Origin of the sequence: Gordonia sp. IITR100 (assembly GCF_002009645.1) — a bacterium.
Lineage (GTDB): Bacteria > Actinomycetota > Actinomycetes > Mycobacteriales > Mycobacteriaceae > Gordonia > Gordonia hongkongensis.
Window position 1 is genome coordinate 111890 of record NZ_MVKV01000003.1, and the last position, 15058, is coordinate 126947.

Sequence of the window (15058 nt, forward strand, 5' to 3'; positions counted from 1 at the left end):
GTGTTGCGTTGGCGAGGTCTGGACGACATCCCCGCGGGCTGGGGACGGTGCGTGGTCACCATAGGTGTCTTCGACGGTGTTCACCGGGGACATGCCGAGCTCATCAACGCCGCCACGAAGGCGGCGAAGGAGCACGGCGTCCCGGCGGTGCTGATGACGTTCGACCCGCACCCGTCCGAGGTGGTCCGCCCGGGATCCCATCCGCCGCAACTGACGACGCTGACACGGCGCGCCGAGCTGGCCGAGGAGCTCGGGATCGACGTCTTCTGCGTCATGCCGTTCACACCCGAACTCGCCGCCCGGTCGCCCAAGGACTTCGCCCACGACATCCTCGTGGAGACGTTGCACGCGGCCGTCGTGGTCGTCGGCGACAACTTCACGTTCGGACGCAAGGCGGCCGGCGACGTGGCCAAGCTCGCCGAACTCGGTGGGAAGTTCGGCTTCTCGGTGGAATCGGTCTCGCTGTTCGGTGAACATGCGGTGACCTTCTCGTCGACCTACATCCGCTCGTGTGTCGCGGCCGGTGACGTCGACCGCGCGACCGAGGCGCTCGGCCGTCCGCATCGGGTCGAGGGAGTGGTGGTGCGCGGCGACGGCCGTGGCCGCGACCTCGGATACCCGACGGCCAACGTGGCCCCGCCGATGTACGCCGCCATCCCCGCCGACGGCGTCTACGCCGCCTGGTTCACGATCCTGGGCGCGGGTCCGGTCGTCGGCGAGGTCGAACCGGGGGAGCGCTACCAGGCCGCGGTGTCGGTCGGCACCAACCCCACCTTCTCCGGCCGCACCCGAACGGTCGAGGCGTTCGTCCTGGACAAGAGCGCCGACCTCTACGGGCAGCACGTCGCCGTCGACTTCGTGCACCGCATCCGCGGGATGGAACAGTTCGACGGGGTCGACGACCTGATCACCGCCATGGGCGACGACGTGACGAAGACGCGCGAGATCCTGGCGGCGGCCGAGGGCTGAGCCCGGTGGATTTGGGCCGGGTGCCACCCGGGCGGTAGCCTGATCAGTCGGTGTTGCTGCAGTCCGCGGTGGCGCACCGTGGTTGTTTCGGACGCGGTACTGAGAAACAGGAGTATCTCCATGGCTTTGACTGTCGAGCAGAAGAAGGAAATCCTCGCCGAGTACGGTCTGCACGAGACCGACACCGGCTCGCCCGAGGCCCAGGTCGCGATGCTGACCAAGCGCATCACCGACCTCACCGAGCACCTGAAGCAGCACAAGCACGATCACCACAGCCGCCGCGGTCTGCTGCTGCTGGTCGGCCGTCGCCGTCGTCTGTTGAAGTATGTCGCCAAGGTCGACATCAACCGCTACCGTTCGCTCATCGAGCGTCTCGGCCTCCGTCGCTGACTCCACCGTCGCTGATCTCCCGACTTCCACCGGCCGCCCCCGAGACGGGGGCGGCCGGTTTGTCGTATCGGGGGTTGTCGTATTGAGGTATCGACAGTCGGCGGTGATACGCTGACAGACGGATCGTGCCGGAACTCGAGGCAGTGCGGAACGACCAGCCAGATCGGTCCTCGGTAGTGGCCGCCGGAACCCTCGCCCGGGCAACCCTCGGGCGCGCAGGATTCCGGCCGCTTCGATCGAAGGCCGTCTGAGCACTCAGCCGGCGCAGACATGCTGCGCCATTCACCGTGCTGCCGCACATTCTCGGCGCGTTCTGGGTAGGTCCGATCCGCGCGTGCGCTGCTGTGCGAGCTCGCTCGACGTCACACGTGAGTTCGTGCTGCGCACCTCCGCGAAGGCCACCCCCAACCGCACAAGCGGCCACCTTCTCGTGGCCGCGTCAGACGGCCGCCATCGGCAGCCGCTACGAAGGGATTCCACCCCACATGACAGATGTGAACACCACCGAAGACTTCGCCGACGACTACGACGACGCCATCACCGAGGCGACCGCCGTCATCGACAACGGCAGCTTCGGCACCCGCACGATCCGGTTCGAGACCGGGCGCCTCGCGCTGCAGGCCGCCGGTTCGGTCACCGCGTACCTCGACGACGAGAACATGCTGCTCTCGACCACCGCGGCGTCGAAGCACCCGAAGGAGCACTTCGACTTCTTCCCGCTGACCGTGGACGTCGAGGAGCGGATGTACGCCGCGGGCCGAATCCCCGGGTCGTTCTTCCGTCGCGAGGGTCGTCCGTCGACCGACGCGATCCTGACCTGCCGTCTCATCGACCGTCCGCTGCGTCCGTCGTTCGTCGACGGTCTCCGCAACGAGATCCAGGTCGTCGTGACCGTCCTCTCGCTGAACCCGAACGACCTCTACGACGTCGTCGCGATCAACGCCGCGTCCGCCTCCACCCAGCTCGCGGGTCTCCCGTTCTCCGGTCCGGTCGGCGGCGTGCGTGTCGCGCTCATCCCGACCGAGGAGAACAAGGCCGGGCAGTGGGTCGCGTTCCCGACCGTCGAGCAGCTCGAGGGCGCCGTGTTCGACATGGTCGTCGCGGGCCGCATCGTCGCCGGCTCCGGTGACAGCGCCGATGTCGCGATCATGATGGTCGAGGCCGAGGCCACCGACAACGTCATCGACCTCATCGCCGGCGGCGCGCAGGCACCGACCGAGGCGATCGTCGCCGAGGGCCTCGAAGCCGCCAAGCCGTTCATCGCCCGCCTCTGCGAGGCGCAGAAGTCCCTGGCCGCCGCCGCGGCCAAGGAGACCGCCGAGTTCCCGCTGTATCCGGCATACCAGTCGGATGCCTACGACGCGGTGGCGGCCGCCGCCACCGATCGCCTGTCGGAGATCCTGACGATCGCCGGCAAGCAGGAGCGCGACGACAAGACCGACGAGCTCAAGGCCGACGTCCTCGAGCAGCTCGGCGAGCAGTTCGCGGGCCGCGAGAAGGAGATCGGCGGGGCCTACCGGTCGCTGACCAAGAAGCTCGTCCGGCAGCGCATCCTGACCGACCACTTCCGCATCGACGGCCGCGGCATCACCGACATCCGTGCCCTCTCGGCCGAGGTCGCGATCATCCCGCGCGCCCACGGCAGTGCGTTGTTCGAGCGCGGCGAGACCCAGATCATGGGCGTCACCACACTCGACATGGTCAAGATGGCGCAGCAGATCGACTCGCTCGGACCCGAGACGTCCAAGCGGTACATGCACCACTACAACTTCCCGCCGTACTCCACCGGTGAGACCGGTCGCGTCGGATCGCCCAAGCGTCGCGAGATCGGCCACGGTGCGCTCGCCGAGCGTGCCCTGGTGCCGGTGCTGCCGAGCGTCGAGGACTTCCCGTACGCGATCCGCCAGGTGTCCGAGGCACTGAGCTCCAACGGTTCGACCTCGATGGGCTCGGTCTGTGCGTCGACCATGTCGCTGCTGAATGCCGGTGTGCCGCTGCGCGCCCCGGTCGCCGGTATCGCCATGGGCCTCGTCTCCGACACCGTCGACGGCGAAACCCGTTATGTCGCACTGACCGACATCCTCGGCGCCGAGGATGCCTTCGGCGACATGGACTTCAAGGTCGCGGGCACCAAGGACTTCGTGACCGCCCTGCAGCTCGACACCAAGCTCGACGGCATCCCGTCGCAGGTGCTCGCGGGTGCGCTCAGTCAGGCCAAGGACGCCCGACTGACCATCCTCGACGTCATGGCCGAGGCCATCGACGAGCCCGACGAGATGAGCCCGTTCGCGCCGCGGATCACCACCATCAAGATCCCGATGGACAAGATCGGCGAGCTGATCGGCCCGAAGGGCAAGACGATCAACGGCATCACCGAGGAGACCGGCGCCAACGTCTCCATCGAGGACGACGGCACCGTGTTCGTCGGCGCGGCCGACGGTCCGTCCGCGCAGGCGGCGATCGACCGCATCAACGCGATCGCCAACCCGCAGCTGCCCAAGGTCGGGGAGCGCTTCCTGGGCACCGTCGTCAAGACCACCGCGTTCGGCGCCTTCGTGTCGCTGCTCCCGGGTCGCGACGGCCTCGTGCACATCTCGAAGCTCGGCAAGGGCAAGCGCATCAACAAGGTCGAGGACGTGGTCAACGTGGGCTCCAAGCTCCGCGTCGAGATCGCCGACATCGACGAGCGCGGCAAGATCAGCCTCGTCCCGGTCGATGACGACGCCGACAAGGCCGACGCACCCGCCCCCGACGCGGTCAAGGATGACGCGGTGAAGGCCGACGCCTGATCTGAGTACGACCCACCGGGGCCCGTCGTCCATTGCGGACGGCGGGCCCCGGTGTCGTCTGGAAGCCGGCGTCAGGATCGGTCGGCGGTGTCGAAGCTGATCTCGAAGCCGTCGGTCCAGGCCGACCCGGATCCGGCGATCTGCTCGTAGAGGCCTTCGATGGTCTGGGCCGTCGAGATCGCCTGGTCGGGGTTCTGCGTGCCGAAGTTGCCGCTCGAGGAGATCCCGACGAGGACATACCGTCCGCCACGGGTCTCCTGGTACCACGGTGAACCCGAATCCCCGCCGAGGACGACGAGTTCGGCGTTGACGAGCCGATGCTCGGGCGCGGCGTCCTGATGCAGCAGGGCGGTCACGGTGCCGACGGTCGTGCCGGTGCGTTCGCCGGTCTTGGCGACCGGTTCGCCGACCTCGGGGTCGGCCGCCGTCGCGAAGACGGGTTCCACCTCCCAGTCGTCCTCGATCGCGATGACGGTGTAACCGCGGGGATCGGCGAGCGTGATCGACCCGTCGGGGGTGCCGCCGTCGTCTTGCCAGTCCACGACCTCACCGATCGTCTCGCCGTCGGTGGTGGTGACCTCGTCGCCGACGCCCTCGGCGCAGTGCCCGGCCGTGACGGCGAGGCGATCACCGTCGGCGTTGGTCCCGAAGAAGCCGATGGAACACAGGCCGTCGCCGATCAGGATGCCCTGGCCGGCGGTGAGTGTGTCGGCGTATTCGGGCGTGATGGCGGCTGCGGGGGCGGTCGTGCCCATTGCCACGGCCAGAGCGGCCAGCAGGGTGGTCGCGGCGGCGACGTGCGGCTTGATCATCGGGGGTCCTTTGCTCCGAGAGGGTGTCTGCTCCCTTCGAGCCGAACCCGGGCCTCGCGGTGTGCCGGCCGGACTCCGAATCATTCGACCGGCCGACGGTCTTCGGAGACCCCGGGCCCGCCTAGACTCTGCAGACATGGCCGGTGACGAGAAGCCGAGGCTGACGGTGGCGCGGCGTCGGGACGCCGGTGGGATCTCTGCGGCGAGCACGGTCGCGGAACTGCTCCGCACCGCACCGGTGATCGGCCGGGCCGACATGACCGTCCGCCAGGCGGCCGCGCTGATGACCGAGCGCGGACAGGACTACGTGGTGATCCCGCTGCCGGACCGGCGCTTCGGCGTGCTGACCGACGGCGACATCCGGGCCGAGGTGGTCGCGGCCGGCCGCAGCATCGACACCTCGGTCGGGGAGATCGTCACGGAACCGGCGTTCGTCGTCGATGCCGGTGCGGCGTCGATGGACGTGCTGACCGAGCTCGTCGACCGCGATCTGGCGATCGTCCCCGTCCGTGGCGCCGACGGCGAGGTGATCGGTGTCGTCGGGGCGGGGGATTTCGTCGCCGACCCCGTCGGTGCGGGTATCCCGCTGCGCGAACAGATCCGACGTTCGATCGACGTCGAGGAGCTGCAGGGGCACGCGCGCAGGCTGCCGCAGTTCGTGGCCGATCAGGTTCGCCGGGACCGACCGCCGTACGAGATCTCGCGCGCGGCTTCCATGATCGTCGACGCGGTCGTCGGTCGCGCGCTCGATGTCGTCCTGACCGCACACCCCGAACTCGACCCCGCAGCGTTCACCTGGTTGTCGCTGGGCAGCAACGCACGTCGGGAGCCGGTGCTGAGCTCGGACGTGGATTCGGCTGTCTCCTTCGACGATTCGGCCGGCGGCGAGATCGAACGCTATCGGGCAGCCTTCGGTGAGGTCGACGAGGTGGTGCGGAACGCGGGACTGCGGGTCGACGACAACGGCGCCGTCGCGTCGAAGCCGCTGTTCGCGCGGACCCACACGCAGTGGCAGACGGCGGCGCGTGCGTGGATCGATGATCCGCTCGCCGGCAAGGGCATGATCTTCACATCGCTGATGCTCGACGGCCGGCCGGTCCGTGGGCGCGACGCGGTGTCGGCGACGCCCGCGGTCGCGATGATAACCGGGTTGCGGCGTGACCCCCGGACGATGAATCTGCTGCTGGCCGAAACCCTTTCGACGCGTGCCCGGCTGCGGTCCCGGCGGGATGTGTTGACCGGCCGGGGCAACATCGTCGACATCAAGGGGCATGCGGTGACACCGCTCGTCAACATCGCGCGGTGGGCCGCGGTCAGTGTGGGTTCGACCGACGTCGACACCCGCGGCCGTCTGCGCGCGGCGTCCGGCAGCGAGATGCTGCCGACCGATCAGGCGTCGACGCTCATCGAGGTCTTCGATGTGCTGCAGCGCGTTCGGCTGCGATATCAGGTCGCACAGTTCGACAACGGTGATCCGCCCGGCGATCGGTTCGATGTCAGGCAGTTGTCCCCGCTGGACCGCAGCCTGCTCGGGCAGGCGGTGCGCGAGATCGCCGGAGTGCAGCGCCGCATGTCGACCATGAGCCGACTCATCCCCGGAACCGAGCAGGTGACCTGAAACCCGATGTGCCTGATCCTTTTTGCGTGGAACGCACACCCCACTCAGCGGCTGATCGTGGCCGCCAATCGGGACGAGCAACACCGTCGCCGCACCTTCGCGCTGTCGCACTGGGACGACCTGCCGATCCTCGGCGGTCGCGACGCCGTCGCCGGCGGTACGTGGATGGCTGTCTCGGCCGAGATCCCCGACCGGGTGGCCATGGTCACCAACGTCCGTGTCGGGCCGGCTCGACGGGCCGGAATCCGTTCGCGCGGACAACTTCCCGTGGACTATCTGATCGGCGACGACGACCCGAAGGTGTACGCCCACCGGGTCCTCGACGATGCGGCCGCGTACGATCCGGTGAATCTGCTCATCGCCGATCGGGACGAGCTGTGGTGGATGACCAACTGGCCGGAACCGCGCGCCGAGCGGGTCGCCGACGGTGTGCACGGTCTCTCGAACGGTGCCCTGGACAACGACTGGCCGAAGGTCGTCGACGGTGCGGCGGCGTTGAGTGGGCTGGTCGAGGCAGACGGCGGCGGGTCGGCTGGGTCTGCGGACGAGTCCTACTTCGCCATGCTGGCCGACCAGGATCGGCCCGACCCGACGCGTCTGCCCGACACCGGCGTCGGGCCACAGGCCGAGGCGGCGTTGTCGCCGATGTTCATCAACATCCCCGGGTACGGGACCCGGGCATCGACCCTGCTGCGCGTCGGGTACGACGGCCACGGATCGATGACCGAGCGCCGCTACGGTTGGCGGGGCCGACGCCGCGGAACCACCACGCTGACGTTCTGATCAGTTGTGCGCGTGGGGGTTTGGCGACACGTCCAGGTCGAGTGCGGCGCCGACCTCGGCGGTGAACAGTTGACCGTGCCGCGTGCTCAGTCCCGAGGCGAGTGCCGGGTCGGCTGCGCACGCCTGCTCCGGTCCCGAATCGGCCAGCCGGAGGACGTAGGGGAGGGTCGCACCGGTGAGCGCCTGTGTCGACGTACGCGCGACGTTGCCGGGCATGTTCGCGACGCAGTAGAAGACTGTGTCGTGGACGGCGAAGGTCGGGTCGTCGTGGGTGGTGGGTCGAGAGTCCTCGAAGCAGCCGCCCTGGTCGATCGCGACGTCGACGAGCACCGCGCCCGGCTTCATCTGGGCGACCGTGCTGTTCGAGACGAGGACCGGTGCCTTAGCACCCGGCACGAGGACGGCCCCGATGACGAGGTCGGCACCGACGACCGCCTCCTCGACTGCCAGGGCCGTGCTGTACCGGGTGTGGACGCGGCCGCCGAAGCGGGCGTCGATCGAGCGGAGTTTGGCGATGTCGATGTCGAAGACGGTGACCTGGGCGCCCATGCCGAGCGCGATCTGCGCCGCGTTCACGCCGCTGACGCCACCGCCGAGAACGACCACGTCGGCGGGCTCGGTTCCCGGCACGCCGCCCATGAGTACGCCCCGACCGCCCGCCGAACGCATCAGGTGATAGGCACCCACCTGCGGTGCGAGGCGTCCGGCGACCTCGCTCATCGGGGCCAGCAACGGGAGCGCGCCGTCGGCGGTCCGGACCATCTCGTAGGCGATGGAGGTGATGCCCGACGCCAGCAACGCGTCGGTGCAGGCCCTGCCGGCGGCCAGGTGCAGGTAGGTGAACAGCGTCTGATCCCGACGCATCAGCGCGAACTCCGAGGCGATCGGTTCCTTCACCTTCAGCAGTAGTTCGGCCTGCTCCCAGACCGCGGCGGCGGTTCCCAAGATCTGTGCACCGGCGGCCTTGAAGTCGTTGTCGGCAATGGCCGATCCCTCGCCCGCGCCGGCCTGGACGATCACGTCGTGGCCGCGCTGGTGGAGTTCGGCGACGCCGGCGGGGGTGATGGCCACGCGGTATTCGTGATTCTTGATCTCGGTGGGGATGCCGATGCGCATGATGACTCCGTCGGGTTGTGGTCTCCTGAACGTTCCTCGATGAACTTGTTTTCAGAGTGAAGGAACATCGGCCATGACACAATCGTGCGGAAGAATATTCTCGTGCAGCTCGGTCTGCCGACGATCGTGTGAGGACGGAGGGTGCGATGGCCACCACACCGAAGGATGTTCGGGCCGGTGAACTCGACGCGACGGACCGGGAGCTGCTCCGCCTGCTGCAGTCCGATGCGCGGATGCCGAACAGCGAACTGGCGCAGCGCGTCGGCATCGCCGCGTCGACCTGCCACGGCCGACTGCGTCGGCTCGTCGACCTCGGCATCATCCGCGGCTTCTTCGCCGACGTCGACCCGGCGGCGCTGGGGCGCCCGCTGCGTGCCATGGTCGCCGTCAGTCTGCAGTCCGACGCGCGCGGTCAGATCCGGCGCTTCGTCGGCGAGATCGCCACCCACGACGAGGTGATCGACGTGTTCTTCCTCGCCGGCACCGACGACTACCTGCTGCATGTCGCCGCCGCCGACACCGAGGCTCTGCGCCAGTTCGTCGAACGACTCAACGGCCGGCCGGAGGTCGCCGGAACCACCACGTCGCTGGTGTTCGAACACCGCCGCGGCGGTGCCCCGATCTTCTGAGGAGAGACGCCACTAGACTGGCCCGGCAGCGACTCGGCCGGCAGGACACGACACGAAGAGGTGGACATGAGCGGTATCAAGGTGGGCGTCCTGGGCAGCCAGGGCAAGGTCGGGCAGGCGATCGTCGCGGCGGTCGAGAATGCCGACGACCTCACCTACACCGTGGGCGTCGACAAAGGTGACTCACTCGAGTTCTTCACCGACACCGAGACCCAGGTCGTCGTCGACTTCACCCATCCCGATGTGGTCATGGACAACCTGAAGTTCCTCATCGCCAACGGAATTCACGCCGTCGTCGGGACCACCGGATTCACCGAGGAACGCCTCGACACCGTCCGCGGCTGGTTGTCGGAGAACCCCGGTGTCGGCGTCCTCATCGCACCCAACTTCGCGATCGGCGCAGTGCTGTCCATGCGTTTCGCCTCCCAGGCCGCCAAGTACTACGACTCGGTCGAGGTCATCGAGTTGCATCACCCGCACAAGGCCGACGCGCCGTCGGGAACCGCCTATCGGACGGCAGAGCTGATCGGGCGCGCGCGGGCCGAGGCCGGTGTCGGACGCAGTCCCGATGCCACGACCGAGGAACTCGACGGCGCCCGCGGCGCGGTCGTCGACGACGTACGTGTCCACTCGGTGCGCCTCGCGGGACTCGTGGCACATCAGGAGGTGCTGCTCGGCACCGAAGGCGAGACGCTCACCATCCGGCACGACTCCCTCGACCGGGCGTCGTTCGCCCCCGGAGTGCTCCTGGGCGTGCGCAGCATCGCCGGCCGTCCGGGACTCACGATCGGGCTCGAAGAACTGATGGACCTCTGACGATGACCTCCTCCGGCCCGCCGAACGAGCCAGCTCACGACGACGACACCGAGGGCGGCGCACCCCGACTCGGCCCGCGGAAGAAGGACTCCCGTCCGATCGTCTGGATGATCGCATTTCTCGTCGTGGCGCTCATCGTGTACTTCGTCCTGCTCGGATGGCGTGGCTTCCAGCTGATCGCCTCCGGGTCGGCCGCCGGGATCGGTCTCGGTCTGGGCGTGATCGCGCTGCCGCTGATCGGGGCGTGGCTGGTCTACGCGACGCTGCGGGCGGGCCTCGAGCACCAGAAACTAGCCGCCATCATGGCCGACGAGGGACGTGAACTCGACATCTCGAACCTGCCGCACCGCGCATCGGGCCGGATGGAGCGCGACGCGGCCGACGAACTCTTCGCCCAGGTGAAGGCCGAATGGGAGGCCGACCCGAGCGACTGGCGCAACACCTACCGCATCGCCCGTGCCTACGACTACGCCGGCGACCGCACCCGTGCCCGCTCGATGATGAAACGGGCTGTCGCCCAGTACCACGGCCGGGAGCAGTAGTCCGATGAGCCGGCTGCTCATCGTCCACCACACCCCGTCACCGGCATGCCAGGAGATGTTCGAGGCAGTCGTGTCCGGTGCTACCGACCCCGAGATCGAAGGCGTCGAGGTGATCCGACGCGCGGCGCTCGCCGTCACCGCCTCCGACTTCCTCGACGCCGACGGTTACCTCCTCGGCACGCCCGCCAACCTCGGATACATCAGCGGCGCACTGAAACACGCGTTCGACGTGAGCTACTACCAGATCCTCGACTCGACTCAGGGTCGGCCGTTCGGGCTGTACCTGCATGGGAACCAGGGCACCGAAGGGGCTGTGCGAGCGGTCGATTCGATCACCTCCGGCCTCGGCTGGACCAAGGCCGCCGAGTACGTCATCGTCTCCGGTGCGCCGAGCAAGGACGATCGCGAAGCGTGCTGGGAGCTGGGTGCGACGGTGGCCGCGGGGTTGATGGAGGGATGAACGAGTGTTCCGCGGAACACTCGTGACCTCGGGTTGAGGCTCGAGGAATTGTCGGTGCCTGGCGATACCTTGTTCCTGTACTTCTCGCTCGGTTCAGGGGGTTGCGTTGGGGGTCAGTGCTTTTCGTTGCGGTGGAGATGCGTCGTCGATGTTCGATGGTGCGGCTCCGGCGTCGCTGACGGATGAGGTGCTCGAGGGCCGTGTGCTGGGGTATGCCGCGCAGATCACTGCGCTGACAGCGGATTTCCTTGACCTGGTGGCAGAACTGAACGAGCGGGAGTCGTGGCGGGGGCCGGGGATTCACTCGCTGGCGCACTGGTTGTCGTGAAAGCCGGCATCGCACCGCGAACGGCGCATGAGCAGTTGAGGGTCGCCAAGGCGATACGGGAGTTGCCGGTGATCCGCAGGGCCTTTGGCGAAGGCCGGTTGTCGTATTCGAAGGTCCGCGCCCTGACACGGGTGGCTACGCCGGAGCGTGAGGCGGAATTGGTGAATCTGGCGTTGTCGACGACGGCGTCTCAGTTGGATCGGGCGGTACGGGCGATGGGCCAGATCGACCGCAACCGTGGCGTCGAAGACGAACGCCGGCCGCCGGTGGAGTCGACCGGGCGGTGGAAGTGGAATGCGGATGGGTCGTTGTCGGTGTCGTTGCGGTTGAGTCCGTTGGATGGGGCGCGGTTCCTGGCGGGGTCGGTGCGGGCGGAGTATGAACGCACCCGGACCTGCGATGACCCGGATCTACCTACGGTGAAGAGTGTTCCGCGGAACACTGAAGCCGGTTCGGCACCTGAGGATTCGGAGGTGGTTCCGTCGCGGCGGCGGGATCTGTGGCGGCAGGTGCCGTCGAATGTGGCGCCGGCGGTGGTGGCGATGGCCGACATGGTGCACGAGGGGATCGCGATGCCCGATCTCGCACCGGGTGCGGAGATCCTGATCCATGCCGGTGACGGGGTGGAGCATGCTCATCTCGATGACGGTCCGGCATTGTCGGAGGTCGAGGTGGACGAAGCCCGGTGCGGGGCGTCGACGCGGGATGTGGTGAGCCGCGGAATGCCTGGGCGGCCGGGAAAGTTGGCGTTGTTGGGGGTGGGGCGTCGGAAGCGGGCGCCGAACAAGGCGTTGGTGCGGGCGTTGTTCGTGCGGGATCGGTGTTGTCAGGTGCCGGGGTGTGGTCGGACGCGTCATCTGCATGCCCATCACGTGGTGTTCTGGTCGGCGGGTGGGCGGACGGATCCGGACAATCTGATCTTGTTGTGTGGGTCGTGTCATCGGTCGTTGCATCGGGGTGAGTTCTCGATCACCGCACATGGTGAGCAACGGTTCACCTTTCATCGTCCGGACGGTTCGGAGATCGAGGCGGCGCCCCCAACCGAGAGACCGGTTGGGTGGCGGCCGAACGCCCGGATAGACGCAGACGCGACCATCCCGGTCGGCGGTGGTCGGATGGACCTGGGTTACACCACCGAGGTGCTCTACGCCGTGTGGGAGTGGAAGGCACGCAACGCAACTCGCTCCGATCCCGCCGTGCAGAGGGCCGCGTAGGCGCCTAGCTGTTAGACTGACACGCGGTGTGCCGGGAAGTCTGGTCGGCTGCGCGTTGACGGTGAGCCCTGCACGAGGGGGCGGCCACGACGCGTACGTAGCCCACCCGACGAAGGACTCCGTACGCACCATGACTGACACCGACTCACGTCGGGCCACCCCGACGCTCTTCTCGCGCGGCTCCTGGCCCGAAGCTTCCCGCATCGCCGACATCTTCCGGCGCGAAACCATCGGCGGCATGCTGCTGCTCGTCGCCGCGGTCGTAGCCCTTGTATGGGCCAACTCGCCATGGTCGGCCGCCTACTTCGGCCTCGGTGACATCCATGTGGGGTCCGACGCGCTCGGTCTGCACCTTGATCTCTCCCTGGCCACCTGGGCGGCGGACGGTCTGCTCGCCATCTTCTTCTTCGTCGTCGGACTGGAGCTGAAACGCGAGTTCGTCGCCGGCGACCTCCGCGACCCCGCGCGGGCCGCGCTGCCCATCGCCGCGGCGGTCGGTGGAATGGCTGTTCCCGCACTCATCTTCGTCGCGATCACCATGCGGGCGGGGGATGGAGCCGTGCAGGGCTGGGCCATTCCCACCGCCACCGACATCGCCTTCGCGGTCGCGGTGCTGGCCGTGATCTCGACGCATCTGCCCGCCGCACTGCGTACCTTCCTGCTCACCCTGGCCGTCGTGGACGACCTGCTGGCCATCACGGTGATCGCGGTGTTCTACACCGACTCCATCAACGGCACCGCGCTGGCCCTGGCCCTGATCCCACTCGCGGCGTTCGCCCTCCTCGTGCAGCGGCGGATCACTTCGTGGTGGCTCCTGCTGCCACTGGCCGCGCTCACGTGGGCGTTCGTCCATGAGTCCGGCGTCCACGCCACCGTCGCCGGCGTCATCCTCGGCTTCACGGTCCCGGTGCTCCGTCGGACCGAGAGCGACCAGACTGATACCCGGCATTGCCTGGCAGAGCATTTCGAACACAGAATCCGACCCATCTCGGCCGGCTTCGCCATCCCGGTGTTCGCCTTCTTCGCCGCCGGCGTCACGATCGGCGGATTGAGCGGGCTGGGCGAGGCGCTCACCAGTCCTGTTGCGCTGGGCATCATCTTCGGTCTGGTGGCCGGCAAGACGGCCGGCATAGTCGGCACCACCGCAATGCTGGCCAGGTTCACGCGGGCCACCCTCGACGCCAGCATCCGATGGATCGACGTCACCGGTGTCGCGATGCTCGCCGGCATCGGGTTCACGGTCTCCCTGCTCATCGGGGACCTGGCGTATGACCCGGACTCCCAACGCGCCGAGTACGTCAAGATCGGTGTCCTGGTCGGCTCGCTGACCGCCGCCTCGGCCGCAGCGGTGATCTTGCGGATGCGCAACCGGCACTATCGAAGGATCGCCGAAGAGGAGATGCGCGACGACGACCACGACGGCATCCCGGACGTGTATCAACAACAAGAACGGTGAGAGCGCAAACTGGGGGAAGGGCATGTTCCTGAGCCGGCGGCCCAAGGGCGAGGAGAACCTCGCGGTCGGCGTGATCACCGTCCCCGAGCGCGCGCAGAACCCGTTGCGCGCCATCGGACGGCGGGTTGCCATCGCGGTCACCGTCATCTGCATCGCCGCGTTCGTGGTCTACCTCGACCGAGACGGGTACACCAACTCCACGGACGAACCGCTCACGCTGCTCGACAGCTTCTACTACGTCACGGTGTCACTGTCGACGACCGGTTACGGCGACATCGCGCCGATCACCGCCGAGGCCCGGGCCATCAACGTCTTCGTGATCACGCCGCTCCGGGTGTTGTTCCTGGTCGTGCTGATCGGGACCACCCTCGAGGTCCTGACGGAGCGTTCCCGGCAGGCCTTGCGTATCCAGCGGTGGCGGCAGCAGCTCCGTGACCACCATGTCATCGTCGGTTTCGGCACAAAGGGACGCAGCGCCGCCCACGCGCTGCTCGATGCCGGTGTCGACCGATCGCAGATCGTCGTGGTCGACTCGGAACCGGAACCGCTCGAGGCGGCCGAAGCGCTCGGCGTGGTGGCCGTACGAGGTGACGCCACACGGCGGGAGGTGCTGGCCCTTGCCAAGGTCGACGACGCGCGCACCGTGTTGATCGGTGCCCACCGAGACGCCACCGCGGTCCTCATCACGCTGACCGCACGGCAACTCAACCCCTCCGCGAGAATCGTCACCGCGGCCCGTGATGCGGACAACGCCGCCCTGTTACGGAGATCCGGAGCGGACTCGGTCGTCGTCTCGGCAGCGACCGCCGGGCGGCTCATGGGCATCGCGACACGGACTCCGCACGTCGTCGACGTCATCGAGGATCTGCTCACCCCGGCCACCGGACTGGCCATCCGCGAGCGCGCCGTCACCTCCGGCGAGATCGGACGAGAGCCGCAGGACCTGCCGGACGACGTGATCGGGATCGTCCGTGACGGCACGCTGAGTCGCACCCTCGAATCGCCGGGACCGCTGCGCAGCACGGACAAACTGATCATCGCCCGCAACTCGGCGCAGTGACCGCGGTGACTCGGTGAGAACCGCGGCGTGATCCGACGTTTGATGTCGTCACCGGTCCTCACCCGGACGAGTACGA

Annotated in this window: 13 protein-coding genes and 1 pseudogene; 12 read left to right on the plus strand and 2 right to left on the minus strand. The window is 68.1% G+C overall.

What is annotated here, in order from left to right; genetic code table 11:
* The 3 genes from B1818_RS06915 to B1818_RS06925 all read left to right on the plus strand — a co-directional run bounded on the left by B1818_RS06915 (position 1) and on the right by B1818_RS06925 (position 4148).
* Positions 1-969, plus strand: coding sequence for a bifunctional riboflavin kinase/FAD synthetase (locus tag B1818_RS06915; RefSeq protein WP_078112280.1), 969 nt, complete (start codon positions 1-3; stop codon positions 967-969).
* Positions 970-1089: 120 nt separating this feature from the next.
* Positions 1090-1359 (plus strand): 30S ribosomal protein S15, encoded by a 270-nt coding sequence (rpsO, locus tag B1818_RS06920; RefSeq protein WP_004021887.1) that lies wholly within the window; start codon positions 1090-1092, stop codon positions 1357-1359.
* Positions 1360-1844: 485 nt separating this feature from the next.
* Positions 1845-4148, plus strand: a complete 2304-nt coding sequence (locus tag B1818_RS06925; RefSeq protein ID WP_078112281.1) for a polyribonucleotide nucleotidyltransferase — start codon at positions 1845-1847, stop codon at positions 4146-4148.
* 71 nt (positions 4149-4219) lie between these two features.
* Here the strand turns inward: B1818_RS06925 and B1818_RS06930 are convergent, their stop codons facing one another.
* Positions 4220-4960, minus strand: a complete 741-nt coding sequence (locus tag B1818_RS06930) for a hypothetical protein (RefSeq protein WP_078112282.1) — start codon at positions 4958-4960, stop codon at positions 4220-4222.
* 136 nt (positions 4961-5096) lie between these two features.
* On the opposite strand from B1818_RS06930, the gene B1818_RS06935 reads away from it, so the two are divergent.
* Both B1818_RS06935 and B1818_RS06940 read left to right on the plus strand, forming a co-directional pair.
* The gene (locus tag B1818_RS06935) at positions 5097-6578 is read left to right on the plus strand and encodes a putative nucleotidyltransferase substrate binding domain-containing protein (RefSeq protein WP_078112283.1); all 1482 of its coding nucleotides are present in this window, start codon (positions 5097-5099) and stop codon (positions 6576-6578) included.
* A 6-nt stretch (positions 6579-6584) separates the two neighbouring features.
* Complete coding sequence (locus tag B1818_RS06940; protein ID WP_078112284.1) at positions 6585-7361, plus strand: NRDE family protein; 777 nt, start codon at positions 6585-6587, stop codon at positions 7359-7361.
* On the opposite strand, the gene ald is transcribed toward B1818_RS06940, so the two are convergent.
* Entirely contained in the window at positions 7362-8477 is a 1116-nt protein-coding gene (gene ald, locus B1818_RS06945; protein WP_078112285.1) for an alanine dehydrogenase, read from the minus strand. It lies immediately after the preceding gene.
* A gap of 146 nt (positions 8478-8623) precedes the next feature.
* Between ald and B1818_RS06950 the strand changes: the two genes are divergently transcribed.
* The 7 genes and pseudogenes from B1818_RS06950 (at position 8624) to B1818_RS06980 (ending at position 14982) form a co-directional block, all read left to right on the plus strand.
* On the plus strand, positions 8624-9106 hold the full coding sequence (locus B1818_RS06950; RefSeq protein WP_058250145.1) for an Lrp/AsnC family transcriptional regulator: 483 nt from the start codon (positions 8624-8626) through the stop codon (positions 9104-9106).
* A 66-nt stretch (positions 9107-9172) separates the two neighbouring features.
* Complete coding sequence (gene dapB, locus B1818_RS06955; protein WP_078112443.1) at positions 9173-9922, plus strand: 4-hydroxy-tetrahydrodipicolinate reductase; 750 nt, start codon at positions 9173-9175, stop codon at positions 9920-9922.
* Between the two features lie 2 nt (positions 9923-9924).
* Positions 9925-10464 (plus strand): hypothetical protein, encoded by a 540-nt coding sequence (locus tag B1818_RS06960; RefSeq protein WP_065628941.1) that lies wholly within the window; start codon positions 9925-9927, stop codon positions 10462-10464.
* Positions 10465-10468: 4 nt separating this feature from the next.
* Positions 10469-10924 carry a flavodoxin family protein gene (locus B1818_RS06965; protein WP_078112286.1) on the plus strand — a complete coding sequence of 152 codons (456 nt, stop codon included), beginning with the start codon at positions 10469-10471 and terminating at the stop codon, positions 10922-10924.
* Between the two features lie 148 nt (positions 10925-11072).
* Positions 11073-12466: pseudogene (locus B1818_RS06970) on the plus strand (HNH endonuclease).
* A 130-nt stretch (positions 12467-12596) separates the two neighbouring features.
* Entirely contained in the window at positions 12597-13922 is a 1326-nt protein-coding gene (gene nhaA, locus B1818_RS06975; protein ID WP_058250164.1) for a Na+/H+ antiporter NhaA, read from the plus strand.
* A 22-nt stretch (positions 13923-13944) separates the two neighbouring features.
* On the plus strand, positions 13945-14982 hold the full coding sequence (locus B1818_RS06980) for a TrkA family potassium uptake protein (RefSeq protein ID WP_058250165.1): 1038 nt from the start codon (positions 13945-13947) through the stop codon (positions 14980-14982).
* Positions 14983-15058: the final 76 nt, after the last annotated feature.